This window comes from Nocardia barduliensis (genome assembly GCF_013315795.1).
GTDB classification, from domain to species: domain Bacteria; phylum Actinomycetota; class Actinomycetes; order Mycobacteriales; family Mycobacteriaceae; genus Nocardia; species Nocardia barduliensis.
On record NZ_JABLTE010000023.1, the window covers coordinates 28,445 to 53,472 of the forward strand.

The 25,028-nt window shown below is 69.6% G+C and carries 25 protein-coding genes; 16 read left to right on the forward strand and 9 right to left on the reverse strand.

Translation table 11 applies throughout. The features are described 5' to 3' along the window. Positions 1 to 195: 195 nt before the first annotated feature. Positions 196 to 591, reverse strand: a complete 396-nt coding sequence (locus tag HOV91_RS12595; RefSeq protein ID WP_246350027.1) for a hypothetical protein — start codon at positions 589 to 591, stop codon at positions 196 to 198. 351 nt (positions 592 to 942) lie between these two features. On the opposite strand from HOV91_RS12595, the gene HOV91_RS12600 reads away from it, so the two are divergent. From HOV91_RS12600 to HOV91_RS12620, 5 genes are all read left to right on the forward strand, one after another. Continuing rightward, entirely contained in the window at positions 943 to 2,310 is a 1,368-nt protein-coding gene (locus tag HOV91_RS12600) for a hypothetical protein (protein ID WP_174185613.1), read from the forward strand. Continuing rightward, positions 2,310 to 3,326 carry a hypothetical protein gene (locus HOV91_RS12605; protein ID WP_174185559.1) on the forward strand — a complete coding sequence of 339 codons (1,017 nt, stop codon included), beginning with the start codon at positions 2,310 to 2,312 and terminating at the stop codon, positions 3,324 to 3,326. The genes HOV91_RS12600 and HOV91_RS12605 overlap by 1 nt, the downstream gene beginning before the upstream one ends. Position 3,327: 1 nt before the next feature. Next, on the forward strand, positions 3,328 to 4,854 hold the full coding sequence (locus HOV91_RS12610) for a tetratricopeptide repeat protein (RefSeq protein ID WP_174185560.1): 1,527 nt from the start codon (positions 3,328 to 3,330) through the stop codon (positions 4,852 to 4,854). Next, positions 4,851 to 6,107, forward strand: a complete 1,257-nt coding sequence (locus HOV91_RS12615) for a CHAT domain-containing protein (protein WP_174185561.1) — start codon at positions 4,851 to 4,853, stop codon at positions 6,105 to 6,107. The genes HOV91_RS12610 and HOV91_RS12615 overlap by 4 nt, the downstream gene beginning before the upstream one ends. A gap of 217 nt (positions 6,108 to 6,324) precedes the next feature. After that, positions 6,325 to 6,564 carry a hypothetical protein gene (locus HOV91_RS12620; protein ID WP_174185562.1) on the forward strand — a complete coding sequence of 80 codons (240 nt, stop codon included), beginning with the start codon at positions 6,325 to 6,327 and terminating at the stop codon, positions 6,562 to 6,564. Between the two features lie 19 nt (positions 6,565 to 6,583). On the opposite strand, the gene HOV91_RS12625 is transcribed toward HOV91_RS12620, so the two are convergent. The 6 genes from HOV91_RS12625 to HOV91_RS12650 all read right to left on the reverse strand — a co-directional run bounded on the left by HOV91_RS12625 (position 6,584) and on the right by HOV91_RS12650 (position 11,830). After that, positions 6,584 to 6,988, reverse strand: a complete 405-nt coding sequence (locus tag HOV91_RS12625; protein ID WP_174185563.1) for a nitroreductase family deazaflavin-dependent oxidoreductase — start codon at positions 6,986 to 6,988, stop codon at positions 6,584 to 6,586. 85 nt (positions 6,989 to 7,073) lie between these two features. Further along, positions 7,074 to 7,925, reverse strand: a complete 852-nt coding sequence (locus HOV91_RS12630; protein ID WP_174185564.1) for an alpha/beta fold hydrolase — start codon at positions 7,923 to 7,925, stop codon at positions 7,074 to 7,076. A gap of 33 nt (positions 7,926 to 7,958) precedes the next feature. Further along, the gene (locus HOV91_RS12635; RefSeq protein ID WP_174185565.1) at positions 7,959 to 8,255 is read right to left on the reverse strand and encodes a hypothetical protein; all 297 of its coding nucleotides are present in this window, start codon (positions 8,253 to 8,255) and stop codon (positions 7,959 to 7,961) included. 118 nt (positions 8,256 to 8,373) lie between these two features. After that, the gene (locus tag HOV91_RS12640) at positions 8,374 to 9,099 is read right to left on the reverse strand and encodes an amino acid ABC transporter ATP-binding protein (RefSeq protein ID WP_174185566.1); all 726 of its coding nucleotides are present in this window, start codon (positions 9,097 to 9,099) and stop codon (positions 8,374 to 8,376) included. Then, positions 9,100 to 10,896 (reverse strand): ABC transporter substrate-binding protein/permease, encoded by a 1,797-nt coding sequence (locus tag HOV91_RS12645; protein WP_174185567.1) that lies wholly within the window; start codon positions 10,894 to 10,896, stop codon positions 9,100 to 9,102. A 139-nt stretch (positions 10,897 to 11,035) separates the two neighbouring features. Continuing rightward, positions 11,036 to 11,830, reverse strand: a complete 795-nt coding sequence (locus HOV91_RS12650) for an LLM class F420-dependent oxidoreductase (protein ID WP_174185568.1) — start codon at positions 11,828 to 11,830, stop codon at positions 11,036 to 11,038. Between the two features lie 114 nt (positions 11,831 to 11,944). Between HOV91_RS12650 and HOV91_RS12655 the strand changes: the two genes are divergently transcribed. From HOV91_RS12655 to HOV91_RS12665, 3 genes are all read left to right on the forward strand, one after another. After that, entirely contained in the window at positions 11,945 to 13,204 is a 1,260-nt protein-coding gene (locus tag HOV91_RS12655; RefSeq protein WP_174185569.1) for a PucR family transcriptional regulator, read from the forward strand. Positions 13,205 to 13,337: 133 nt separating this feature from the next. Beyond that, positions 13,338 to 14,324: a phosphotriesterase family protein gene (locus HOV91_RS12660; RefSeq protein ID WP_174185570.1), complete on the forward strand. Its 987-nt coding sequence runs from the start codon at positions 13,338 to 13,340 to the stop codon at positions 14,322 to 14,324. 94 nt (positions 14,325 to 14,418) lie between these two features. After that, entirely contained in the window at positions 14,419 to 15,501 is a 1,083-nt protein-coding gene (locus HOV91_RS12665; protein WP_174185571.1) for an ABC transporter ATP-binding protein, read from the forward strand. 258 nt (positions 15,502 to 15,759) lie between these two features. Here HOV91_RS12665 and HOV91_RS12670 read toward each other — a convergent pair whose 3' ends face one another. Further along, positions 15,760 to 16,290 (reverse strand): winged helix-turn-helix transcriptional regulator, encoded by a 531-nt coding sequence (locus tag HOV91_RS12670; protein ID WP_174185572.1) that lies wholly within the window; start codon positions 16,288 to 16,290, stop codon positions 15,760 to 15,762. Between the two features lie 99 nt (positions 16,291 to 16,389). Between HOV91_RS12670 and HOV91_RS12675 the strand changes: the two genes are divergently transcribed. The 8 genes from HOV91_RS12675 (at position 16,390) to HOV91_RS12710 (ending at position 23,624) form a co-directional block, all read left to right on the forward strand. After that, a complete protein-coding gene (locus HOV91_RS12675; RefSeq protein WP_174185573.1) occupies positions 16,390 to 17,559 on the forward strand; it encodes a thiolase family protein in 1,170 nt (389 codons plus the stop codon). Between the two features lie 425 nt (positions 17,560 to 17,984). Next, on the forward strand, positions 17,985 to 19,112 hold the full coding sequence (locus HOV91_RS12680) for a glycosyltransferase family 4 protein (RefSeq protein ID WP_174185574.1): 1,128 nt from the start codon (positions 17,985 to 17,987) through the stop codon (positions 19,110 to 19,112). A 29-nt stretch (positions 19,113 to 19,141) separates the two neighbouring features. Further along, a complete protein-coding gene (locus tag HOV91_RS12685; RefSeq protein ID WP_174185575.1) occupies positions 19,142 to 19,525 on the forward strand; it encodes a polyketide cyclase / dehydrase and lipid transport in 384 nt (127 codons plus the stop codon). A gap of 37 nt (positions 19,526 to 19,562) precedes the next feature. Next, complete coding sequence (locus HOV91_RS12690; protein WP_174185576.1) at positions 19,563 to 20,000, forward strand: SRPBCC family protein; 438 nt, start codon at positions 19,563 to 19,565, stop codon at positions 19,998 to 20,000. 23 nt (positions 20,001 to 20,023) lie between these two features. After that, complete coding sequence (locus HOV91_RS12695; protein WP_174185614.1) at positions 20,024 to 21,307, forward strand: ArsA family ATPase; 1,284 nt, start codon at positions 20,024 to 20,026, stop codon at positions 21,305 to 21,307. Beyond that, the gene (locus HOV91_RS12700) at positions 21,297 to 21,707 is read left to right on the forward strand and encodes a hypothetical protein (RefSeq protein WP_174185577.1); all 411 of its coding nucleotides are present in this window, start codon (positions 21,297 to 21,299) and stop codon (positions 21,705 to 21,707) included. Before HOV91_RS12695 ends, HOV91_RS12700 begins: the two co-directional genes overlap by 11 nt. Then, positions 21,704 to 22,714: an ROK family protein gene (locus HOV91_RS12705; RefSeq protein ID WP_174185578.1), complete on the forward strand. Its 1,011-nt coding sequence runs from the start codon at positions 21,704 to 21,706 to the stop codon at positions 22,712 to 22,714. Before HOV91_RS12700 ends, HOV91_RS12705 begins: the two co-directional genes overlap by 4 nt. A 178-nt stretch (positions 22,715 to 22,892) precedes the next feature. Further along, positions 22,893 to 23,624 (forward strand): lysophospholipid acyltransferase family protein, encoded by a 732-nt coding sequence (locus HOV91_RS12710; protein ID WP_174185579.1) that lies wholly within the window; start codon positions 22,893 to 22,895, stop codon positions 23,622 to 23,624. Positions 23,625 to 23,786: 162 nt separating this feature from the next. On the opposite strand, the gene HOV91_RS12715 is transcribed toward HOV91_RS12710, so the two are convergent. Beyond that, the gene (locus tag HOV91_RS12715; RefSeq protein ID WP_174185580.1) at positions 23,787 to 25,004 is read right to left on the reverse strand and encodes a prenyltransferase/squalene oxidase repeat-containing protein; all 1,218 of its coding nucleotides are present in this window, start codon (positions 25,002 to 25,004) and stop codon (positions 23,787 to 23,789) included. Positions 25,005 to 25,028: the final 24 nt, after the last annotated feature.

The following is a 25,028-nucleotide window of genomic DNA, read 5'->3' on the forward strand; positions in this document are numbered from 1 at the left end:
GACCGGCGATCGGTGGCCCACCCACCGATCGCCTGTCGTGCGTTCTCGGATCGATCGCCCGTCGGGTTGGCGGCGATCGGTTCAGCGGCCATCTGGTCCGCGGCGCCCGGCCGGGCGCCGCGCCAGCTGGCCGTCGTCGCGTCCGGGCGTAGAACGACTCACCGAGGCCGTGCGCCGATGGTGCGTCCCGCTCTTTCACCTGCCCTGGTTGGTGACGAACGCCTGTACGGCGTCGAGGAACTCCGGGCCGCCCGAGACGTATCCGCCGACGGTTCCGCCGATCAGCACACCTGCGGGGATGCTGACCCCCCAGATCAGGGGCAGACACGCTCCGAGAAGGCCGCCCACGATGGCACCGCCGACGACGCCGGGCTGGTTCTTGTAGATCTGCTCCTTGAGCCGGTCGTAGGAGCTGATGTCTTCCAGCTGCGCGATATCGTCTGCCGTCGGGGTCGGTGTCAGGGTGCCGCCGTCCGCATCGATGTGCTGCGCGATCGCGAGTGAACCCCCGTCGAGGGCGTCCCATTGCGACACTTCGGTCACCGCCGCTCCGTCGCCGGACTCGAGCACCACCGCACCGTTGTCGGTCACCGCTGTCGGCTGCTTCGTTACGCTCGGCTCCGCATGAGCGCTTGCCGCAGTGATACCCACGGCCGCGATGGCCATGAAAGCGGCAGCAGTGATTCTTTCGAACTTCATTCTTCGAATCCCTCCACTCAGCTGCCCCTGATGGGCGGACCGATTCAGACCTTAGGCGGCGAATCCGATGGTGTGTGGTACGCCACACACGCGGTTCGGAGTCACCGCATTCGGTGACCGGTTGGAGCGCAGTACTCCGCGCACGCGCTGCGACAGCGCCGAAGAATCCGCCATGAGCGGGTCGTGAACCCGCCGGGCCGAAGTCGCGGCAAATACACTGCACGCATGCGACGACCGCGCGCCATGGTGCTCGATGAGGTGTGGCGCAAGCTCGGCGGTGTCGAACCGCTCAGCGGCCCGCACGGGGGTCCGCTGCGCCGGACGGTGAAGCTCCTGCTCGATCCGCTGGTGATCCGTCCCGTGCAGAATCCGCTGTGCGCCGGGCCGATCCTGACGGCCGACGGCGCGGTATTGCTGGAGGCGCGCATCCAGGCCGCGGCCGATGTGCTGCGCGCGACGGCGAGTTGGTTCACGGTGCTCAAGCAGGTGCGGCGCACGCTGCGGATCACCGAGGGGCATCCGCAGGATCTGTACTTCCAGCGCTGTTTCGAGCTGGCGACCACCTCGGGTATGCCGGATCCGGCACGGGCGCGCGCGGTCGCGGAGGACGCGTTGCGGGAGATCCACGAGTACACCGCGGGACGCACCACCCAGGCGCTGAAGGAATACCTGACCGACCGCACCCGGGAGCGCGAGTTGTCCGGGCTGCTGGAGCTGGCCTGGCGGCGGCGCCCGCCGACCGGCCCGCAGGGTACCGACCACGCCGCCGAGGTGGACGCCCTGCTGGAGGCCAGCGCCGCGGCGCGCCTGGGCCAGGACACCACCGACGGACAGCCGGTGCTGGACCGGCTGGTCGCCGCCCATGCCGGTACCCACACGGGAATCCAGCTGTGGCACGACACCTCCGGCCATTCGGCCCGGGAACTGGGATTGACCGCGCACCCGGTGCCGCTGCGCCCGGCGATCGGCTCCTCGGCCTCGAAATCGACCCTCGGGCTCCCGTTCGATCGCACCGTCTACGAACGTGTGTTCACCGTGTTGCAGGCATCCACCGACCGCGCGGAGCTGCCGCCGATTCCCGAGCTGGTCGACGCCGAGATCGCCAGGAGTTGCGCGCCCTGGGCGCTGCTGGATGAGTCGTTGCGCGTGGCCGCGACGGCGGGGACCGCTCTGGCGAGCGGCTTGTCGCCCATCGATCACCGCCGCGAACCGGCGGGCCGAGCGCGGCTGCGTCCGGCCGATACGGATTCGGGCGCGGCGCGATCCACCGCGCATCACGTGGTCAACAGCCGCTGGCAGCGGGAGGCTTACGTGCTGCAAGCCCGACGGCTGGTGGTGTGCGCCGACGCCGCGCAGCCGCCCACCGGTCCGCTGGCCGCCATCGCCGCCGAGTTGATCACGCCGTGGCGGCCCTACCTGCGCCGATTGTGGGTCCGCCTGCACGGCAGGGATGTCCGGGAGTTCTCGATCGACGATCCGGACGAGCTGTGGGACCTGCTCGACGGTGTGGCGCGGTCGGTGATCCTGGACCATCGCACGCGGGTCAAGCGGGCGCTGAGTGTGCGGGCGGACGCGGACGCCGCGGACGCGACGGAATCGAAGGCGAGCTGATGACGACCGTACGCATCCGCCGTCGAGACGACCTGTGGATCATCGCACCCGACGACGCCCCGACCGTCGTGGACGACACGGCCGGGGTGGACGTGCTCGTGCTCGAGGTGGCGGGCGGGCACTTGACCTGGAGCCTGCTCGCCGGACAGCTGACACCGGCGGCGGTGATCGATGACCTCACCCTCGCGCAGGAGTGGATCTGGGCGGTGTACGGCCCGGAGGTCTCCCTCGCACTCGACGCACCTGGAATCGAGGGCGCATTCCCCTCCGAGCCCGCGCTGCCGGACCTCGCGGCACGCGCGTGGCGGCTCGGCTACGCCCGCTGGGCGGCGCGCTGGTGGCCCGCGTCGACCTTGGACGGCATCGCCCCGCTGGACGAGAGCCTGCTCGAAGACGAGATCGCCGCGTTGAGCGAGGAATGCGATCTGATCGTCGACGGGGCCGACGAGGTCGCCGAGGAGCGCACCCCCGCCGAGACGCTCGGGCGCGCGGAGGACTATGCGCTGGCCGCTGGGCCGGCCACGATCGTCGCGCCCGGCGCCCTCGTCCTGGCCAGAGGCACCGCGGGCTGGGACTGGCAGCGCTGCCCGCCCGGTCTGCTCGACGCCTCCGAACGCGCCGTCTCCTGGGAAGTGGTGCGCGCGGCGGGCGCGACGATCGTGCGGGTGAGCGCGGTCGCCGCGCCGCTGTCGGCCGCGGACGTGCCTGCCCACCTGCATCCCAGAGCCGCGATCGGCACCGCGACCGATGCCGCCGACGTGCCGCTGCTCCGCGACGGCGAACTGTGGCGAGCCGAGACCACCGCGCCGGCGGGCGCCGAAGCGGGCGTCACCGTGCGCGTCTACGTACCGGGCGTCGGCGTGGACGAGCAGGAGCCCGACGCCGCGACCCGCCGCGCGCGAATCCGCGAGCTGGTCACGGCACGGCTGCGGCGCACCGCGGACACCTCCGGCACGCCCGTCGACGCGCCGCTGCTGGCGGAAATCGCCGCCGCCGCGTCGGATTCGGACTTCTGACATGGCCGACGAGACCCCCGGCGACGGCCGCGAACTGCTCGCCGCGGGCGCCGCCGCCTACACCGGTGGAGACCCGGCCGAGGCCAAGCGCCTGTTCGAGGACGCCGCCGAGCGAACCACCGGCGACGTCCGGCTCGGCGCGATCATCAACGCCGCGAGCATGGCCGACGAACTCGGCGATCACGCCGCCTCGCTCGCGCTCTACCGTTCGGCACTGGCCGAAATGCCCGAGCACGCTCCGCGATTGCGCCCGAACGCGCTGGTCAACATGTCCCAGGCGCTCCAGCATCTCGGTGCGCTGGACGAAGCGCAGGCAGCGCTGGAGCAGGCACGGGCCTTACTCGCCGACAACACCGACACCGACCTCGGCGTGCTGCGCGTGGCCTGCCTGCTCTCCCTGACCGCCGTCGCGCTGCACCGCCAGAACTGGGCCTACGCCGCCGAACTGGCCACCGAGTCGCTCGGCGCGGCACGGCGTTTCGCGCCGCAGCTGGCCGGTCACCCGCTGATGAATCTCGCCGCCACCTACTTCGAGACCGGACGCCGCGATCTGGCCGTCGATTTCGCGCGGCAGGCGCTGGCCGCGTTCGAGTCCGCGGGCGATCGGAACGCGGTCGCCGAGACCGAACAGAACCTCGCCATCATGCTCGTTCGCAGCGAGCGCTACGACGAGGCGCAGGCGCCGCTGCGGTCGAGTCAGGACTACTTCGAGCGGGCCGGTCTGGGGCACCGAGCCGGAGTCGGCCTCAAGACCATGGGGTTTCTCGCCGAGGGTCGCGGCGATCTGGCGAGCGCCGAGGACTGCTACGCACGGAGCCTGGCGTATTTCGTGGCGAGCGGTGCCGTACTCGACGCGGCCGACCTGCGCATCCGTTCGGCCACCGTGGCGTTCCGTACCGGGCGGGTCGCCGAAGGCGAGCGGCTGCTCGCCACGGCGTTCGCGACCTACGCCGAGCGCGGCCTCGGATTGCATTGCGCCCAGCTCGATTTCTGGCATGCGACGTTACTGGAGGGCGTGCTCACCGCTACCGAGCCGCCGACAGGGGAGATGCTCGCGCAGGCGGTCGGCATAGCCGTTCCGGCCGCGCTGGCCATCGACGCCGTGCGCTACACATTGCCCAACGGCACGCAGCGCGAGCAGTGGAACCGGCAGATCGCCGATCCCGCCATGCGGCTCGCGTTCCGCTTCGCCTACCTGTCCGGCAACGGGGTGCTGGTGGCCGATCTGATCGAGACACAGTGCGCCGGTATCACCTTGGCCATCGATCGAGCGCAGCGGGACACGCCGGCGCGGCTTCCGCTCGATCTGCTGGACGCACCGGAGGACCGCACCGATCATCCCGGCAACGCCGCCCTGCAACTGGGCGCCGCCCTCGCCGAGGTCGCGGCCGGAGCGGGCTTGCCGGTCGCACCGCCGCCGCGCTTGGCGTTGGCCGCGGAGGGCCGGATCGCGCTCGCGCCGTTCATCGTCGCCGCCGAACAGCGCTACGGTCGGGTGATCCGCGACGATCGGGTGCTCACGATATGACGCGACCCACCGTGCTCGTCCGCATGGCGGACGCTGGAGATGTCTACGTGTCGTGGCGGTGGGTCGATGACAGCGCGCCCCGCGGCGCGGGCGTGCTCCCGGAAGACGCGGCCGTACGGGCGGTCGGACTGCTCGCCGAGGCGCTGCCCAGGCCCGCGGAGGCCGGTGGTCTCGTCCACGCCCTCACCACCGGCGCGTTTTCCGATTATGAGCGGGAATACGCTGTCGCTCAGGAGCTTTCCCGCGCACTCCTGCCCTACGGCTTGGCCACCCAGCTCTACGAGCTGTGGCAGCGCGGCGTGCGCCCGCACATCCGGTTGCAACCGTCACCGCGCTTGGCGCAAGTGCCGTGGGAACTGATCGCACCGGACCGCGATGTCCGGCTGATCGACATCGCCGACGTCAGCCTGCTCGCCGCGGCGAGCGTCGTGCAAGCGCCGGGACGGATCGCGCGCGAGTGGACGAAGACCTCCGCGTTACCCGTCGTCGCGATACTGGATCCCCGCATACCCGGCTTCCGCGCCGATTCGACACTCGGTTCGGTACTGGGCCGGATGACCGCCGAAGCGCCGCTCGCGCAACGGATCGCGACGTACGCCGCGCAGGACCGATTGCGACCCGCGGTGCAGAACCCGGTCGACGCGTTCCGGCGCACCGATGTGGACCGCGCCTGGCTCGGCGCTACCCTGCGCGCGGGCGCCGGGCGCTTGGTCTACGTGGGGCATGTCACCGCGGCCGCACCGGAATCCGGCCGCAGCGAAGACGCCGAATTGCATCTCGCCTGTACCGCTGATGCCGTGGGCTTCGCCGAGCCGTCCCGCACGCACCGACCGCTGTCGGCCAAGGACCTGCTGCTCGGCACGCACACCATCGACGCGGAACCCGTTGCCGGAGCGCGGTTGTGGCCGATGCCGAGCCGGGTCGCGCTGATCGCCTGCGAGAGCGGTGGCGACCTGCGGTTCAGCGAGGCGCTGGGCTTGACCGCCGCGATGATCACCAACGGCGCGGAGCTGGTCACCGCGAGCAGGTGGGCGCTGCCCACCGATTTCGCCTTCCAGCGCATCGCGGGCGCGCCGCCGCAGGCCCAACCGCTACAGCGGGCCGTCTGCGCCATCGATGACGCGCACGAACAGCCCGACCCGGTGACCGCGCTCGCCGAATGGCAGCGCGAACGTCTGGCCGCGTGGCGCGACACCGGCCGGATCGAGCATTCCCCGGTGCTGTGGGCGGCATTCGCGACCGTGTGCGCCTGATCCCGGCAAACCATGCCACGCGGTCTCCATATACCGCTCTACGTGCGACGATGCCGAGAGAGTCGAGAAAAATCGGGTAACGCTACTACTGCGCAAACCGACACCGAGCATCGAAGGTGTGGATAAGCTCGAACGCCTCAACCGTTACGAGTTTTGAGCAGGAGACGTAGTTACACAGTCGGATCACCGCCTCGACCGGCCTCTGAGGAGCCCATCAATGCGCTACTACGCCGTCTACGACAACGACGGAAACCTCGCCACCATCCTCGGGCAACCCGACGACGCGCCGCCGCTGCGCCCCGCCGCCTTCCACCGGGGGCAGCGGCTCACCGAACTGGCCCTACCGGAAGGGGCCGTCGACCCGGCCGATCCGGACAACCTGACCGCGCTGCTCGATCTGGTCGCGGACCGGCGTGCCGACGCGACGACTCCCCGCGCCGACACGGCAGCCCGCTGAGCGGCACCGAGCCGCCCCGTCACGCCCGGGTGAGGGCCACCACCGGTATGACGCGGGAGGTATTCATCTCGTGCTCGGCGAAGAACGGGTAGGTGTTCTTCAGCATCGCCCAGGTGCGGGCGCGGTCGTCGCCGGTGAGCGGAATCGCCAGCGCCGGATAGGTCTCCTCGCCCACCTCGACGGTGACGTGCGGGTCTTCGCGCAGGTTCAGGAACCAGTCGGGGTGGCGCGGCGCGCCGATGTTGGAAGCGACGATCAACAGACGCTCGCCGTCGCGGTGGAACATCATCGGGGTGGTGTACGGGGCGCCGGTGCTGCGCCCGGTCGTGGTCAGCAAGATCAGGCGGTCGCGCTGCATGCCCTCGATCTCGCCGCCCGCTCGGAACTGCGCGATGGTTCGCCGATTGACTTCCTTGACGTCCACGGATCACCTCCCTTGCCTGTGCTGGACGAGGCTCAGCTTTCTCCTGCCCGCCCGCCCTGTCCGGGAAACGCCGGGATCGACGGCGTCACCGATGCATTCGGTCGCGGTGGGCGAGCAGGTGCTGGATCAGCAGCCGGGTCAGCGCTTCGGGCGCCTCCTCCGGGATCCAGTGCGAGACGTCCTCGAGCATCTCGAACCGGTACGGGCCGGATACGTGCTTCTGGGTGGCCAGCGCCGCGGTGGATCCGACGGTCGCGTCCTCGGTGCCCCACACGTACAGGGTGGGTACCTCCACCGGGCCGATCGGACCCGCGAGATGCGTGGCGCGGTACCAGTTCAGCGCTGCGGTGAGCGCGCCGGGCCGGGTCATCCTGCGCACATAGTCCTCGACGCGTTCCTCCGGAACCTTCCACTCGAAGATCCGGCGCAACGCGGCCCCGTCGTCGGCGAGCAAGGTCCGCTCCGCGGTACGCGGCTCGCGCAGCCTGGTCAGGTGGTGCGAGCGCTGCGCTTGGTCCTCGTCCTCGGCCATCGCCTGCTGGAGCGCGGCCGGATGCGGATGCGACACCGCGCCGAACGTGCGGACCCGCTCCGGCAGCTCGGCGGCCACCGCCCACCCGACCAGCGCCCCGCAGTCGTGCCCGATCAGGTCGAAGCGCTCCCAGCTCAGCGCGTCGGCGATCGCCACGACGTCGCCGACCAGCTCCTCGAGCCGGTATTCGGCGGCTCGCTCGGGCCGCGCGCCCGGCGAGTACCCGCGCTGGTCGGGCGCCACGGCGTGGCATCCGCCGCCGCCCAGCACGCCGAGTTGGAACTCCCATTCGCGCGCGCCCTCCGGAAATCCGTGCAGCAACAGCACCTCGCGGTCGCCGGGCGCGCCGGCGGCCAAGGCGTCGAAGGTTCCCGCCGCGGTGTGAATCTCGAGTTCTTCGATCACCCGCCCGACTCTAGAACCGGGTACCGACGCGCGTCAGTGCTCGTCGAAGTGCCCGTCGTGGGGGGCGTGGCGGTGGCCGTCGTGCAGGTAGTCGACGTGGTCGCCGTGCTGGACGGCCTCGTGGCCGCAGTTGGGACCGTGCTGATGCGGATGATCGGCGCACTCGGTGTGCCCGGACCGCTCGCACTCGTCGTAGTGGCCCTGGTGTTCGCGATGCAGATGACCATCGTGGGCGTAGTCGATGTGATCGCCGTGCTGGAACGCCGTGTGCCCGCAATCCGGGCCGTGCACATGGTCGTGGCCGGTGTGCTGCGCGTGTGCTGTGGTCATCGGATTTCCCTCTTTCCTTGATCGGATAGCTGGAATCGATCGGATAGCTGGAATCGTGATGATCAATACATTAGCAGATGCGCATCAATGGAGATTGCCGTGCGTGCGCCAGCCTGACTCAGAGCACCTCGGAGAGGAACTTCTGCAAGCGTGGCGTCTGCGCGTCGTCGAACAACGCGTCGGGCGTGCCGGTCTCCACCACTTGTCCTCGGTCCATGAACACCACGCTGTCGGACACCGTCCTGGCGAAGCCCATCTCGTGCGTCACCACGACCATCGACATGCCACCGGAGGCGAGGTCGGCCATCAGCGCGAGCACACCCTTCACCAGCTCGGGATCCAGCGCCGAGGTGGCCTCGTCGAAGAACATGATCTCCGGCCGCATCGCCAGCGCCCGCGCGATGGCGACGCGCTGCTGTTGCCCGCCGGACAGGTTGGCCGGCCGGGTGTCGGCCTTGTCCGCCAGACCGACGGTCTCCAACTGCTCGACGGCCAGCGCCCGCGCCTCGTCCTTGGACAGCCCGCGCAGCTTGCGCGGACCCAGCGCGACGTTCTCCGCGACGGTCTTGTGCGGGAACAGGTTGAAATGCTGGAACACCATGCCGATGCGCTGGCGCAGCCGGTCCGGGTTCTCGGTGAGCACGGACCTGCCGTCCAGCAGCACGTCACCCTGGTCCGGCTCGTAGAGCCGGTTCAGCACCCGCAGCAGGGTCGATTTACCCGAGCCGGACGGCCCGATGACGGTGGCGGTCTTGCCCGCGTCGACGTGGATGTCGATCCCGCGCAGCACGTGATTGTGCCCCAGCGTCAGGTGCAGTCCGGTACCGGTGAGGGAGGCACTCATCTATCCGCGCCCTTCCGTGATCGTGGCCGCCTCGACCGGGTCGATCGGCCGGTCGGGCCGGCCGGTGCGCATCCGGCGGTCGATGTAGTTCACCAGGTGGGTGAGCGGGATGGTGAGGATCAGGTAGACCAGTCCCGCGGCCACCAGCGGCGAGAGGTTCCCGGTCTGCGCGTTGAGGTCGCGGCCGACGGCGAACAGCTCGCGCTGGGTGGCGAGCAGGCCGAGGAAGTAGATCAGCGAGGAGTCCTTGATGAGGGCGATGAACTGGTTCATCAAGGCCGGGAGCACCCGGCGCACACCTTGCGGGATCACCACCAGCGTCATCGCCTGTCGGTAACCGAAACCGATCGCGCGCGCCGCCTCCAGCTGCCCGGCCTCGACCGATTGGATGCCGGAGCGGAATATCTCGCCGATGTAGGCCGAGGCGAGCAGGGCCAGCGCGACCGCACCGAGCCAGTACGGGTTGTTGCCGGTGAGGTTGCGCACCACCGGGCCGACGCCGAGACCGATCAGCAGGATGATCACCACGGCGGGCAAGCCGCGGAAGATGTCGGTGTACACCCGCGCGGGCCAGCGCAGCCAGCGGGTCCGCGCGATTCCGGCGACCGCGAGCAGCATGCCGAGCACGGTGCCGAGCGCACCCGAAACCACCGCGAGGATCAAGGTATTCGGCAGACCGGTCTTGAACAGGTCGGGGAATGCCTTGCGGTACAGCGACCAGTCGAAGAACGTGTCCTTCAGCTGCTGCACGGTGGACTTCGGCGCGTTCTGCTCCGTCTCGCCCGGTTGTCTTCCCGCCGCGAGCGCCGCGAAGTCCGGCAACTGCGGCGCGGGCGCGGCCTTGGAGCCCGGCTTCCAGCCAGGGGGCAGCTGCCGGGGCACCCAGTCGGCGTAGAGCTCGGCGTAGGTGCCGTCCGCGATCACCGCGTCCAAACCGCTGTTGAGCGCGTCGATGAGCGGCTGGTTGTTCTTGGCGACCGCGTACCCGACGAAGTTGTCCAAGCTGAAGGTGTTCTGCGACACCGACGTTCCGTCACCGGGCTTGATCGCGCCTTCCGCTTGCGCGGACGGGGCGACCCAGGCGTCCACCTGGCCGGACTTCAGGTTGGCGTAGGCGGTGTTGTAGTCCGGGAACTTCACCGGGTCCAGCCGCAGCTGGTTCACCACGAACTCGTCCTGCACCGTGCCCTGCACCACGGCGATCCGGGTGCCGCGGTTCAGGTCGGCGAACCCTTTGACCGGACTGCCGTTCGGCACCACCAGGGAGAAATAGCCGAAGTCGTAGCCGTTGGTGAAGCCGACCAGCTGACGGCGTGCGTCCGTGGTGGTGATGTTGGACGAGCCCACGTCGAAACGGCCGCCGGACACCTGGGCGAGCAGCCCCGCGAACTCGGTGCCGGAGAACTCCACCTGGAGCCCGAGCTTGGCGGCGATCGCCTTCAACAGCTCGTTGTCGAAACCGGTGAACGCGCCCTGCCGGTCGACGCAGATGCTCGGCGGAGCGTCGGAGAGCGTGCCGACGCTGAGCTTGCCGGGCGTGATCAAGCCGAGTTTCGAGACATCGATCGAGGTCAGCGGCGCGGTGGTCGCGGTGGTGTAGCGGTCGTCGCCCGCGGCGGCCGATGAGGCCAGGTTGGTTGGCGCGGCGGAGGCGGCGGCCAGGCCCGGTGGTGCGCAGAGGTTGCGCTCGGTGGCCGCGTCGTCGGAGCCGGCACCGCACGCCGTCGCGCTGAGACCGACGGCGAGCAATAGCACGGCGATCAACGCACGAAACCGCACAGCGGGCACAGCAGCCATGACGGACAACCCTAGCCGCGAGAATCTGCTAATTCACAGCTACCCCGAGGCTCGTGACCGGCGCGACCATGCCCGGCCTGCGGTCGAGATTCCGATCAGCCTGATCCGAACTGGGGCGACAGCCGCCGGGCAATCCGGCCTACGCCAGCCCGCTGACCGGTTCCGGATTGACCTCGTCCCGCCACCGGACCGCCTTCACCACCTCGCTCAGGTCGTAGTCCGGCCCGCTGACCCCGACGGTGAAGGTCGTCACGCCCGCCTCCACGAACGCGGACGCCTTCGCCGAGCCCGGCCACTGCACCGAGCGCTCGATGCGCGCCTGGTCGGTGCCGACGGCGGCGCAGTGCTCGGCGAGCACCCTGTTCTTGTGCGCGAGCACGTCCAGGTCGGCGAAGGTGTGCCACATGTCGGCGTACTGGGCGACCAGCCGCAGCGTCTTCTTCTCGCCGCCCCCGCCGATCAGGATCGGCAGGTCGCGGGTCGGGCGCGGATTGAGCTTCGGCAGCCGGGCGCTGATCCGGGCCAGGTTCTCCTTCAGCAGCTCGAGCCTGCTGCCCGGGGTGCCGAAGTCGTAGCCGTACTCGTCGTAGTCCTTCTGGAACCAGCCCGCGCCGATGCCGAGAATGAGCCGGCCGCCGCTGATGTGGTCGACGGTGCGCGCCATGTCGGCCAGCAGGTCCGGATTGCGGTAACCGCCGCCGGCGACCAGCGCGCCGATCTCCACCCGCTCGGTCTGCTCGGCGAACGCGCCCAGCATCGTCCAGCACTCGAAGTGCGCACCGTCGGGATCCCCGGTGAGCGGGTAGAAGTGGTCCCAGTTGAACACGATGTCGACACCCGCGTCCTCGCAACGCAGCACCGCGTCGCGGATGAGCCCGTATTCCGGTGCGTGCTGCGGTTGCAGCTGAACCCCGATACGAACTGGACGGCTCATGGCATGCTCCTCGTCGCTCGGCCTGCCCCCGCCCCGAGGCTACCGGCGCGACCGGATGCCCGCAGGCAGCCTAGGTTGGGGACGCGTGCCGAGCTGGCGGAGGGAGGTGCCGGTGTGTCCGACGGCGACGACGAGGTGGTTCGCACGGTCGTCTCGGCGATCCTGCGCGATCGCGATCAGCTGATCACCGAGCTGTCGGCGGTCATGCGCGCGCAGGTGACCGCGCTCGACCTGGACGCCCGGCTGCGTGGCCTGTTCGAAGCGGGCACCACCGACAACCTGATGGCGGTGCTCGACTTCGTGCAGAACGACGCCGCCGAGCACGACGTGCACGCCCCGGCCCGTGCGCTGGTGTACGCGCGCACGCTCGCCCAGCGCGACGTCCCGCTGTCGGCGCTGATTCGCGCGTACCGCGTTGGGCACGCCGGTTTCCTCGACATCGCGATGCGCTATGCCGTGGAACTGGGCGGTTCCGCCAGCTCGGCGGCCATCATCCGGATGGTCAATCGCAGCGCCGTGTACATCGACCGGGTGTGCGAGCACGTCGGTGTCGCCTACGAGCGGGAACGCGACCGGTGGGTGGGCAGTCGCAGCGGACTGCGGCAGGAATGGGTGGCACGGGTGCTCGACGGCACGGCCGACGACATCGGCCAGGCCGAGCGGGTGCTGCGCTATCCCCTGACCGGTCGCCATGTCGCGGTGAATGCCTGGACCGATCCGCAGATCTCGGCGCGGGCCGCGGTGGAAATCCTGGATGCCGTTCGCACGGCCCTGATTCCGCTGTTCGGCAATCCGCGCAGGGCGTTGCTGGTGCCGACCGACGAACGCGAAGTCCGGCTGTGGTTCTCGATCTCCCGTGACACCACGATCGATGTCGACGCCGTCGAGCGAGCGCTGTCGGCGATGTCCTTGCCGGTCCGGGTCGCGATCGGCGGGTGCGGCGCCGGCGTCGCCGGTTTCCGTCGCAGCCTGCGCCGCGCCGACCGGGTACGCGAACTCGTGCTGCTCGCCGGCCCGGACGCGCCGAGGGCGGTGTCGTACGACCAGGTGGCGGCCATCGCGCTGCTCGGCGGTGACATCGAGGAACTGCGCCAGTACGTGGCCGACTACCTGGGTGAGCTCGCCACCGACAACCAGCGCAATCTCTGGTTGCGCGAAACTCTGCGCGTCTTCCTGTCCAACAACCGCGGTTACGCCGCGGCCGCGCAGGAATTGGCCGTGCACCGCAACACCGTTCAGTACCGGGTGGGGCGGGCGCTCGACCTGATCGGCCACGACTTCAACGATCACGACCGCACGCTGCACCTGCACCTGGCGTTGCAGGCCGCGCGCTGGCTGGGGCCCGCGGTGCTGCGACCGGTCCCGTCCGCCTGAGCGACCCGGAGCTGCCGTTGTGCGCTCCGCACGAAAGTTGTACGAAGTTTCGGCGTCGCCGAATATGGTCCGCCGCCTCTCCCGGTTCGTAGCATTCCCCCCGAATGTGCAGCTCGGATGAGGAGAAACCGCTGTGTCACAGCTGGAAACCGCGCGCGGCCCGATCGACACCGCTGAAATCGGAGTGACACTGATGCACGAGCACGTTTTCGTGCTCACGGGGGATATCCAGCAGAACTATCCGGCCGAATGGGGTTCCGAAGAGGAACGCATCGCCGACGCCGTACGGCGGTTGCGCGTCGCCTACGACGCGGGTGTGCGCACGGTGGTCGACCTGACGGTGGTCGGGCTGGGCCGCTATATCCCACGGATTCAGCGGATCGCCGAGCAAGTGCCGCTGAACCTGGTGGTCGCCACCGGCGTCTACACCTACGGCGATGTCCCGTTCTTCTTCCACTATCGCGGGCCTGCCCTGAACGAGATCGTCGGCGCCGAGGTCCCCGACCCGATGGTCGACATGTTCGTCGGCGACATCCGCGACGGCATCGCGGGCACCGGCGTGAAGGCGGGCATGCTGAAGTGCGCGATCGACCGGCCCGGGCTGACCCCTGGCGTCGAGCGGGTGATGCGCGCGGTCGCGAAAGCCCATCTCGAGACCGGCGTCCCGATCACGGTGCACACGCATCCGGAGTCCCGCAGCGGGTTCGACGTCAAGCGCGTGATGTGCGACGAGGAAGGCGTCGATCCCGGCCGCATCGTGCTCGGTCACAGCGGCGACACCACCGATTGCGACCACCTCGCCGAACTGGCCGACGCGGGCTTCGTACTCGGCATGGACCGCTTCGGCATCAACCTCGACACCACCTTCGAAGCCCGCGCCGACACCCTGATCGAGATGGTGCGCCGCGGCTACACCGACCGGATGGTGCTCTCCCAGGACGCGAGCTGTTACCTGGACTGGATCGAGCCGGCCGCCATGGCCGCCCTGCCGCAGTGGCACTACACCCACCTGTTCGACGACGTGTTCCCCTACGTGCTCGAACGCGGCGTCGCCCAGGAGCAGATCGACGCCATGCTCGTGGCCGTCCCGCGCGCGTTCTTCGAGGCTGGAACACGCTGACGTGGCCGCGAGCCGCCCGGCCCGATAGGATCGCCGCTCAACCCTTACTCGGATCGTCCGGCACGTTCCTGCCGGGATGGGATGTGCATTCGCTATGGCCACGGTGACCTTCGACAACGCGACGCGGCTCTACTCCGGCTCCGCCACGCCCGCGGTGGATCGGTTGAATCTGGAGATCGAGGACGGCGAGTTCCTCGTGCTGGTCGGCCCGTCCGGCTGCGGGAAATCGACCTCGCTGCGCATGCTCGCCGGGCTGGAAGAGGTCAACGGCGGCCGCATCCTGATCGGCGACAAGGACGTGACGCACGCCGAGCCGAAGGAACGCGATATCGCCATGGTGTTCCAGAACTACGCGCTCTACCCGCACATGACCGTCGCGGAGAACATGGGCTTCGCGCTGAAGCTGGCCAAGGTCGCCAAGGCGGAGCAGCAGAAGCGGGTCCTGGAGGCGGCCAAGCTGCTCGACTTGGAGCCCTACCTGGATCGCAAACCGAAGGCGCTGTCCGGCGGTCAGCGTCAGCGGGTCGCGATGGGCCGCGCCATCGTGCGCCAGCCCCAGGTGTTCCTGATGGACGAGCCGCTGTCCAACCTGGACGCCAAGCTGCGCGTGCAGACCCGCACGCAGATCGCCCAATTGCAGCGCAGGCTCGCCACCACGACGGTGTACGTCACCCACGACCAGGTCGAGGCGATGACCATGGGTGATCGCGTCGCGGTGCTGAAGGACGGTCTGCTGCAACAGTGCGCCACGCCGCGCGACCTCTACCGCGATCCGGCCAACGTGTTCGTCGCGGGGTTCATGGGCTCACCGGCCATGAACCTGTTCACCCTCCCCGTCACCGACGGCCGGGTGGAGCTGGGCGGGCACGCGCTCGCGCTGCCGCGGACGGTCGCGGACGCGGCCGGGACCACCGTGACGGTCGGCATCCGGCCCGAGCACTTCGAGCTGGGCAATGGCTCCGGCATCGAAATGGAAGTCGACGTGGTGGAGGAACTCGGTTCCGACGCCTACATCTACGGCCGCACCATCGCCGAGGGCCCGACCGACGGCGCCGGGGAAACCATTGTGGCGCGCGCGGACTGGCGCAATCCGCCGGCGAAGGGCACGCGGCTGCGGCTGGCCACCGACGCCGAGCACGTCTACTTCTTCGACACCGAGGGGCGCAGGCTCAACTGACTCGCCACGGCCCGCTCGTCCGGTGACCATGAGCGGGCCGGTGCGATGGCGTCGGCTGCGAGCCAGTCCGCACGAGCCGCCCGTCCGGCGACCATGCGGGGCCTGGTGCGATCGAGTCCGCCACGAGCCGGCCCGGCCGCCCACCCGTAGGGCCGGTGCGCTCCAGTCCGCGCGAACTCGCCCGGCCGCATACCCGCAGGGTAGATCGAGTCCGCCAGCTCGCTCGTCCGGCGCCGAGCCGTGAACTGGCCGGTGTGATCAGCTGGTCGCGTCCGAGCGGCGGCGTTCGCGCAGCTGGTGCGCGTACTCCTCGTTGAGCCGCACGCCCAGCTCCTCCAGTTCGATCTCGCGGCCCGACGCGCTGCGCACCTGCACCCGCACCGGGGCGCCGGTCGCCTCCTCGACCAAGAGCAGCGGGGCGGGCCCCGATTGCAGGTAGGCGTCGCCCCACTGCATGAGTGCGAGCACCGCGGGCAGCAGATCCCGTCCCATCCGGGTGAGCACGTATTCGTGCCTGGTGCGCTTGCCTTCCTCCTGGTACGGCTGTTTCGCCAGCAAGCCCGCCTCGGTGAGCTTGCGCAACTGTGCGGCGGCCGCCGCGTCGGTGATGCCGACCCGGCTGGCGAACCCGTCGAACCGCCGGGTGCCGTAGTACGCCTCGCGCAGGATGAGCACCGCCGAGCGCGTGCCGACGATATCCATCGCCTTCGCGATCGAGCACTCCTCGGCCTTCCACGCGCTGAGATCGGCCAACGGTCCTTCCATCACTGCTGCCATGGCGAACATCATACCGATGCTGACTTGTCTTAACTATTGCCAGAGGTATTCTGACTATGTGTTGATAGAGCCAGGCATGGCGGTCGGGCTCTCGGTCCGGAAGGAAACACCATGAGAGACGCGGTGATTGTCGAAGCGGTTCGCACCCCGATCGGCAAAGGCAAGCCCAACGGCGCACTGCACGATGTCAACGCGGTGGATCTGCTCGCCCACAGCCTGCGCGAGGTGGTGGACCGCAGCGGCATCGATCCGGCCCTCATCGATGACGTGATCGGCGGCGTCGTCACCCAATTCGGCGAGCAGGGCGCGAATATGACCAGGCGGGCCGCGCTGGCCGCCGGATACCCCGAATCCGTCCCGGCCACCACCGTCGACCGGCAGTGCGGCAGCAGCCAGCAGGCCATCCACTTCGCCGCGCAAGGCGTGATCGCCGGCGCCTACGACATCGTGGTCGCCGCGGGCGTGGAGTCGATGGGCCGGATTCCGATGGGGGCCAATCTGGTCGGCTCCGACGACATCTCCGGCGTCGGCTTCGCCGAGCGGTACCCGGACGGCCTGGTGTCGCAGGGCATCAGCGCCGAGCTGATCGCGGCCAAGTGGGGCCTGACCCGCACCCAACTGGACGAATTCGCGCTCGCCAGCCACGAGAAGGCCGCGCTCGCCACCAAGAACGGCTCGTTCGCCAGGGAGCTGGCGCCGATCAACGGACTCGCCACCGACGAGGGCATCCGGGTCGGCAGCACACTGGAGACCTTGGCCGGCCTCCGTCCCGCCTATTACGACCCGGCCATGGCCGCCCGCTTCCCGCAGATCGGCTGGGCGATCACGGCGGCGACCGCCAGCCAGGTCAGCGACGGCAGCGCGGCGGTGCTCATCATGACCAACGAGCGCGCGAAGGAACTCGGCTTGCGTCCGCTGGCCCGGCTGCACAGCTTCGCGGTGGCCGGTGACGACCCGCTGCTGATGCTGACCGCGGTGATCCCCGCGACCAGGAAGGTTCTGCGCCGCGCCGGTCTGCAACTGTCCGACATCGACCTGATCGAGATCAACGAGGCCTTCTCGCCGGTGGTACTGGCCTGGGCACAGGACACCGGAGCGGACCTGGCGAAGGTCAACGTCAACGGCGGCGCCATCGCCATCGGCCACCCCCTCGGCGCGTCCGGCGCCCGCCTGATGACCACGCTGGTACACGCCATGCAGGACCGCGGCGCCCGCTACGGCCTACAAACCATGTGCGAGGCAGGCGGTCTGGCCAACGCCACCATCATCGAAAGACTGTGACCGAGCGCCCCACCAGCGATGCGCGTTCGTAGTGGTGCCACCCGAACACGCTCGCCGGTGCGGGCATCCCCCGCACCCACATCGCCCGCTCGCACCAACGGCCGTACTGGCACTCCCAACCCACATCCGAGCAGTCACCGCGTGCGGCGAGAATCCACACAATCACCGACCGATTCGACGACCACCCACCCACAGCCGCGTCCACGACGCCCCACCCTCAGTGCCGACGCGCCCCGCGCACCCCAACCACGACTTTCGAGCGAAGCGAGACCGAGCATCCGCCGTTCGCGGCCCGGCTCGCGTTTGCGCGGCCGCCGCGCAAGCGACGAAGGAGCAAGCGGCGGCCGCGCAAACGCGAGCCACCAGGGGGCCGCGAACCCGCCGCGACGAAGTCGCGGCAAATCCAACCCAGTATTTTGTTGCGCATGGCCCGAACTTTGCTGGTTACCAATGATTTCCCGCCGCGGCCGGGCGGTATCCAGTCGTATCTGCAGGCTCTGGCCGGTGAGCTGCCACCGGATGACCTGGTGGTCTACGCTCCGCGCTGGCGTGGTGACAGCCATCTGAAGTTCGATGCCAAGCAGAAGTTCCAGGTGGTTCGCCACCCCACCACGCTGATGCTGCCGACTCCGCTGGTGCTGCGCCGGGCCACGCGCCTGCTGCGCAGCGAGAAGTGCGACACGGTGTGGTTCGGTGCTGCGGCGCCGCTGGCGCTGATGTCGCCCGCGCTGCGCCGCGCGGGCGCCGAACGCATTCTGGCCAGTACCCACGGTCACGAGGTCGGCTGGTCGATGCTGCCGGGCGCCAGGCAGGCGCTGCGTGCCATCGGCGAGCACACCGACGTGGTCACCTATGTGAGCCGTTACACCCGCCGCCGGTTCGCGTCCGCGTTCGGGGCGAACGCGGCGCTGGAGTATCTGCCGCCCGGCGTGGACACCGAGTTGTTCCGTCCGGATCCGGCCGCACGTGCCGAGCTGCGTGACCGTTATGGTCTCGGTGATCGTCCGACCATTCTGTGCCTGTCCCGCCTGGTGCCGAGGAAGGGACAGGACGCGCTGATCCTCGCCATGCGGGAGATCCGCGAGCGGGTCGATGGCGCGGTGCTGGTGATCGCGGGCGGCGGCCCCTTCGAGGACAAGCTGCGCGCCTTGGCGGTCGCCGCGGGCGTCGGTGACGACGTGGTGTTCACCGGCCGCGTCCCGTCCGGTGAGCTGGCCGCGCATCACACGCTGGCCGACGTCTTCGCGATGCCCTGCCGGACCAGGGGCGCGGGCCTGGACGTGGAGGGTCTCGGCATCGTCTATCTGGAGGCGTCCGCGTCCGGCGTTCCGGTGGTGGCGGGCAATTCCGGCGGCGCGCCGGAAACGGTGATCGAGGGCAAGACCGGTCGCGTGGTGGACGGCCGGTCCGTGCGGCAGATCGCGGACGCGCTGGTGGCGATCCTGTCCGATCGGGAGGCCGCCGCGCGGATGGGCGCGGCGGGGCGTGCGTTCGTCGAGCAGCAGTGGCGCTGGGACAGCTTGGGCGCGCGCCTGCGGCAGCTGCTGCGGTGATCCGCGTCGCATCTACTACGCTCAGCGGAGTGAGCAGTATCCAGGTCGCAGATCAGACCTTCGTCGCCGCACCAGGGGCCGCCGTGGCCGACCTGCTGGCCGCGCCGAACCAGTGGCGCCGCTGGTGGCCGGACCTGGTTCTGGAGGTCCGCGAGGAGCGCGGTGAGAAGGGAATCCGCTGGTCGGTGGCAGGGGCGCTATCCGGGACCATGGAGGTGTGGCTGGAGCCCTCGCTCGACGGGGTGATCCTGCACTACTTCCTGCACGCCGAGCCGCAACCCGCGTTGCCCGTGGGCAAGCTCGCCGCAGCGAACCGGGCGCGCCGCGTCGCGGGCAGGAACATGGCCTTCGAACTGAAATCCCGGCTGGAGGCCGATCGGCCCGCCGGTGTCGCTCCCGCGCCTCTGGCGTGATCTACCAGCACCGACGCTGAAAGGAACCGCTGTCCGCATGGCCGACAGGACCCAGAGATCGATCGTCATCGAGGCCCCGTCGCAGCAGGTGATGTCCGTTATCGCCGATCTGGAGTCCTACCCGGAGTGGGTTTCGGCGGCGAAGTCGGTCGAGGTGCTGGAGGCGGGACCGGACGGTTTGGCGAAGACCGCGCGATTCGTGCTGGACGCCGGGGTGGTCAAGGACACCTATGTGCTGTCGTATGAGTGGCGCGCCGACCGCAAGGCGGTCAGCTGGCGGTTGCTCAGCGGCGACCTGCAGAAGGCGCAGAACGGTACCTACGAGCTGATCGATCGGCCCGGCGGCGGTACCGAGGTGGTCTACACGCTGACCGTCGACCTGAACATCCCGATGATCGGCATGTTCAAGCGCAAGGCCGAGAAAGTGATCACCGACACCGCGCTGAAGGAACTGAAGAAACGGGTCGAAGGCTGACCGCCCGCAAGACCCGGGTCGAGCTGTTCATCGGCAAGGGTGGGGTAGGCAAGACCACGCTCGCGTGCGCCACCGCCATGGCCGAGGCCACCGCGGGCCGTCGCGTGCTGGTCGCTTCGCTCGACCAGGCGCATTCGCTGGGCGACGCGCTGGGCTTCCATTTCCCGCACGACCCGGGCGCAGTGCCCGGCATCGCCACCGTGCTGCCCGGTCTGGACGTGATCGAAGTGGACTCGCTCGCGCTGCTCGAGGACCGGTTCCGGGACGTGGTGCGGATGGTCTCCACCGGCCGCGGGCACGAGCACGGTTTCGATCTCGCGGCGCTGGACCCGGCCGAACTGACCGGATTGCCCGGTGTGCAGGAACTGCTGATGCTGGTGGAGATCACCCAGTTCGCCGCGGAGGACGACTGGGATCTCATCGTCGTCGACTGCCCGCCCTCGGCGGACATGCTGCGCATCGTCACCGCGCCCGGCACCCTGCTCGGCTACGTGGAGCGGATGTGGCCGCCGCACGCGCGGGCGATGAGCGCCATCGGCACCGACCTGCGCCGCGCGGTGCTCGCCGCGACGGTGGAACGGATCGTCAACGCGGTCACGGAGGTTCGCGACCTGCTCGCCGACCACCGGCGCACGGGCGCGCGGCTGATCACGGTCGCCGAGCGGGTGGCGGTGGCCGAATCGGAGCGGGTGCGTTCCGCCGCGGCGCTGCTCGGCCTGCGGCTGGATGCCGTGGTGGTGAACAAGGTGCTGCCCGACCTCGCACCGTCCGGCGAGCCCGCCGGAGCCGGACATCCGGCGGTGCAGTGGTATTCGGATCGGCGCGGCGAGCAATCGGACGTCATCGCCGAGTTGCGGAGCAAGATGCGGGGTATTCCGGTGGTGATCGCGCAGCACACCGGTCCCGAGCCGATCGGGCCGAACTCGCTGGCCGCGCTGTCGTACGCGACGGACTCGGCGGGCGATACCGGCGACGCTGCGCTTATGCTGAGCGACAATCAGACGGAGGTCGACGCGAGTTCCGGCGAACCGCTGGTTCTCCGGGAATCCGGCACCGGGTTGCAGGCGGTGTACGCGCTGCGCATGCACCTGCCGGTGGTCGACGCCGCCACGTTGCGCCTTGGCCGAGTGGAGGACGATTTGATCGTGGGAGCGGACGGGGTCCGGCGCCGGGTGCGCCTGGCTCCGGTATTGCGGCGGTGCACGGTCGAGGGCGCCGAGCTCGACGACGGATTCCTGGTGGTCCGGTTCCGGCCGGATCCGCTGGTCTGGGCGCACGCGTCCGAAAGTCACGACCATGACCGGTGATCCGCACCCGCCCAAGGGCGACGCGGCGGGCGGACACGCGGACGGTGTCGCCGAGTTCGCCGAGGAATTGAAGCTGCTTGCCGAAGCGGTGCTGGAACGGGTCGAGCCGGTGCTGCGGCGCGCCGCCGACGGACAGGTCGAGTGGTCCAGTTGCAGCTGGTGCCCGGTGTGCGCGGCGGCGGCGCTGGTGCGCGGAGAGCATCACGAAGTACTGGCCGCGGTCGCCGATCACGGCACCGCGATCGTCACCGTGCTGCGCGAGGCGCTGGCCGGGGTGCCGGTCGAACCGGTCATGCCCACCGACGCCGATCCGGAAACCGGTGCGCCGCATCGTCACGGTCCTACCGGGGACGACGAGCGCCCGCGGTATGTCGACATTCCCGTGACGATCAAGGTATGACGCACCAGATGGCCGGTACGCGACCGTTGACCGTCGGAATCGATGTCGGCGGCACCAACATTCGGGCGTCGGTGATCGATGACAGCGGCGAGGTGCTCGACACGGTCCAGGCGCCGACGCCGCAATCCGCGCGGGCGCTGGAGGACGCGCTGGACCGGGCCGTGCGCGATCTGTCCGGCAGGCATTCCATCGGCGCGGTCGGCTTGGCGGTGGCCGGGTTCATCAGCGGTGATCGCTCCACGGTGCGGTTCGCCCCGCACCTGCCCTGGCAGGACGCCCCGGTCGCGCAGCGCCTCTCCGAACGGCTGGAACTGCCGGTGATCCTGGAGCACGACGCCAACGCGGCGATGTGGGCCGAATACCGGTTCGGCGCCGCCGCGGGCGGGCACAACGTGGTGCTCGTCGCGATCGGCACCGGCATCGGCGCCGCCCTGCTGATCGACGGCCAGCTGTATCGCGGGACGCACGGCGTCGCGCCGGAACTCGGTCATCTGCAGGTGGTTCCGCAAGGACGGGCCTGTCCGTGCGGCAAGCACGGGTGCTGGGAGCGCTATTGCAGCGGAACAGCGCTGGCCGACACCGCGATCGAGATGCTGGCCAGTGATCCGGTGCGTTCCGTGCTGGCCAGGGATGTGGCGCGTGATCCGGGGTCGCTGACCGGGCGGCGGGTCGCGGGCGCGGCGCAGGACGGCGACCCGCTCGCGACGCGGGTGATGGCCGACTTCGCGCGCTGGCTGGGGCTCGGGCTGGCGTTCGTCAGCGATATCTTCGATCCCGATCTGGTGGTCATCGCGGGCGGTGTCAGCAGTTCGGCGCCGCTGTTCTTGGACGAGGCGCGCGAGGAGTACGCGCGCGCGATCACCGGTGCCGGACACCGGCCGCTGGCCCGCATCCGGACCACTCAGCTGGGTGAGGCCGCGGGCATGATCGGCGCCGCCGACCTCGCCAGAACGGCCCTGCCCACCGGGGCACGCAAGTCCGCGCGGATCGCGCGGACCAGCCGTTGACGCGGAGCCCCCCGAACCCGGTCGGCTGCGGCGACACGCCGACCCTCGCCATCGGTCGGCGTAGGGGCCGAAGTGTGGTGAGATTCGCCGCTGCGGTTGGATGTGATCTTGCACCGGCGGTAAAGTCGGGAATTGACGCAGGTGCCCGCTACTATCCCGGTCCCGGGGGAAGGACGTCATGTTCTACTGGCTGCTGAAGTTCGTGCTGCTGGGACCGTTCATTCATCTCTACAATCGGCCGACGGTCGAAGGTGTGGAGAACATTCCGGCGGACGGGCCGGCCATCATGGCGGGTAATCACCTATCCTTCGCCGACTGGTTGTTCGCTCCGCTGCTGAGCCCGCGGCGGATCAACTACCTCGCCAAGGCCGAGTACTTCACCACCCCGGGCATCAAGGGCCGGTTCCAGAAGTTCTTCTTCAGCGCGACGGGTCAATACCCGATCGACCGCAGCGGCGCCGACGCTGCCGAGGACGCGCTGAACGCCGCCCGCAAGCTGCTCGATCAGGGCCGCCTGGTCGGCCTCTACCCCGAGGGCACCCGCTCCCCCGACGGCCGCCTGTACAAGGGCAAGACCGGTCTGGCCCGCCTGGCACTGGAGACCGGCGTGCCCGTCATCCCGGTCGCCGTGATCGGCACCGACGAGGTCAGCCCGCCCGGACCGTTCCGCTGGCGCCGCAGGAAGGTGACCGTCAAATTCGGCGAGCCCATCGACTTCTCCCGCTACGAGGGCATGGGCGGCAACCGCTTCGTCGAACGCGCCGTCACCGACGAGGTCATGTACGAGCTCATGCGGCTCACCGGCCAGGAATACGTCGACGTCTACGCCCACAGCCTGAAGAAGGGCGTCCCGAGCGGCAGCCGCCCCGAAACCGTCTCCGTCCGCATCCCCGACACGGCCGCGGGCTGATCCCAGCACCGACTCTGCCCCGGGACCGCTCGGTCTCGGGGCGTTTTTCATGCCCGGTGCCGGGGCGACCCGCCTACGCGAGCAGAAAAGCGACGACGGGAAAGACGATCGCCGTAAACGCGGCGAAGACAACCGCGCCGACTCTCCCTTTCGGGATCGAGTTCAACCGGGTGGCCGCGAAACCATAGATCCCGAGGAAGACGAGATCGTCCCCCAGGACACCAGCGCCCGACTGGCGATCTCCCCCAACCGTTCGGCGAAGAACAAGGCCAGAGTGACGATGGTGGCACCGGATGCGGCGCCCATCGCCAAGAACGCTGCTCCTGCGGAACTGTTCATGACCATCGGCGCGCTACCGACCGGGAGGACCTCCTGCGGATCGGTGTGGTGGACACCTTCACGCCGGCACAGCATGTCGAATACCTTTGCCGGGTTGACCCACTCGCCGACCTCGGACCGCACCTGGGCGAGTGCGTGGACGGCCTGCGCGGTCGCGTACGAAGTCATGAAGCCTTCGCGCGACGTGCGGAATCCACCACGATCTCGATGGATCGGCGACAACTGCTGGTAGTCGAGCAACTCGATGAATGCCCTGCGGAAGGTCGGGTGGAAGATCCAGCGGTCGCCCGAGGTCGCCAGCGCCGCGACCGACAGCTGCAACGTAGCGTGATGCCAGGTCTGTGCCACGCTGCCGCGGCGTATCTGTTCTTCCTCGAGCTTGCCGAGGCTGGTGTCCAGCGCGCTGAGCACCCTTTCAGTCGCCAACTCATGGGCGCGGCGCACCCGGCTGCCGCCGAGCACCGCGATCTCCGGTACCGCCAGCAAACTCGCGATCTGCGCCGCCGCGTAGTTCGGGTCGACCCGCGGGTCCTCGGCGAGCATCGCGGACACCAGAAAGGTGGTGCCGCGCAGCGCAGCACGCGCGGCCTCGTCGTCGGACGCGGACACCTCCACCAATGCCCGGATCGCCGCGGTCGTAGCCGTCACCGAGACCGCGGAGACACCGTCGGCCAGCGACCAACCACCCGTGTCGGCGTCCTGGGCGGCGAGCAAAGCGTTGCGGCAGGCCACCAGATCGGCGTCCGCAGCGGCCACCCCGAAGCACCGCAGAGCCCGCAACCGCCAAGCCGCGTCCACGGACGCACGGAACTCCCACTCGCCGCGAGTGCTGTGCCGGACCACGTCGCGCCGCACCAGTGCCAGCACCGCTGTCGCTGCCGGCACGGGCCGGTTCACGCGGGACAACGCGCACACAACCTCGGCGGTGTCCTGCGGATTGGGCGGCACGTCGGTGGACCAACCCCAGCCCGCATACCCGTCGTCGTGCTGGACCAGATTCCTGCCGAACCAGTCGGCAGCGAGACCGATGCGGTCGTCCACGTATGACACAGTGCCCCCTCGCGA

Coding starts and splice junctions, on each gene's coding strand:
- HOV91_RS12700 (WP_174185577.1), top strand. CDS start 21,297: ATGACCGGTGATCCGCACCCGCCCAAGGGCGACGCGGCGGGCGGACAC.
- HOV91_RS12675 (WP_174185573.1), top strand. CDS start 16,390: ATGAGAGACGCGGTGATTGTCGAAGCGGTTCGCACCCCGATCGGCAAA.
- HOV91_RS12620 (WP_174185562.1), top strand. CDS start 6,325: ATGCGCTACTACGCCGTCTACGACAACGACGGAAACCTCGCCACCATC.
- HOV91_RS12605 (WP_174185559.1), top strand. CDS start 2,310: ATGACGACCGTACGCATCCGCCGTCGAGACGACCTGTGGATCATCGCA.
- HOV91_RS12670 (WP_174185572.1), bottom strand. CDS start 16,290: ATGATGTTCGCCATGGCAGCAGTGATGGAAGGACCGTTGGCCGATCTC.
- HOV91_RS12640 (WP_174185566.1), bottom strand. CDS start 9,099: ATGAGTGCCTCCCTCACCGGTACCGGACTGCACCTGACGCTGGGGCAC.
- HOV91_RS12635 (WP_174185565.1), bottom strand. CDS start 8,255: ATGACCACAGCACACGCGCAGCACACCGGCCACGACCATGTGCACGGC.
- HOV91_RS12690 (WP_174185576.1), top strand. CDS start 19,563: ATGGCCGACAGGACCCAGAGATCGATCGTCATCGAGGCCCCGTCGCAG.
- HOV91_RS12645 (WP_174185567.1), bottom strand. CDS start 10,896: ATGGCTGCTGTGCCCGCTGTGCGGTTTCGTGCGTTGATCGCCGTGCTA.
- HOV91_RS12615 (WP_174185561.1), top strand. CDS start 4,851: ATGACGCGACCCACCGTGCTCGTCCGCATGGCGGACGCTGGAGATGTC.
- HOV91_RS12650 (WP_174185568.1), bottom strand. CDS start 11,830: ATGAGCCGTCCAGTTCGTATCGGGGTTCAGCTGCAACCGCAGCACGCA.
- HOV91_RS12705 (WP_174185578.1), top strand. CDS start 21,704: ATGACGCACCAGATGGCCGGTACGCGACCGTTGACCGTCGGAATCGAT.
- HOV91_RS12680 (WP_174185574.1), top strand. CDS start 17,985: ATGGCCCGAACTTTGCTGGTTACCAATGATTTCCCGCCGCGGCCGGGC.
- HOV91_RS12710 (WP_174185579.1), top strand. CDS start 22,893: ATGTTCTACTGGCTGCTGAAGTTCGTGCTGCTGGGACCGTTCATTCAT.
- HOV91_RS12665 (WP_174185571.1), top strand. CDS start 14,419: ATGGCCACGGTGACCTTCGACAACGCGACGCGGCTCTACTCCGGCTCC.
- HOV91_RS12610 (WP_174185560.1), top strand. CDS start 3,328: ATGGCCGACGAGACCCCCGGCGACGGCCGCGAACTGCTCGCCGCGGGC.
- HOV91_RS12600 (WP_174185613.1), top strand. CDS start 943: ATGGTGCTCGATGAGGTGTGGCGCAAGCTCGGCGGTGTCGAACCGCTC.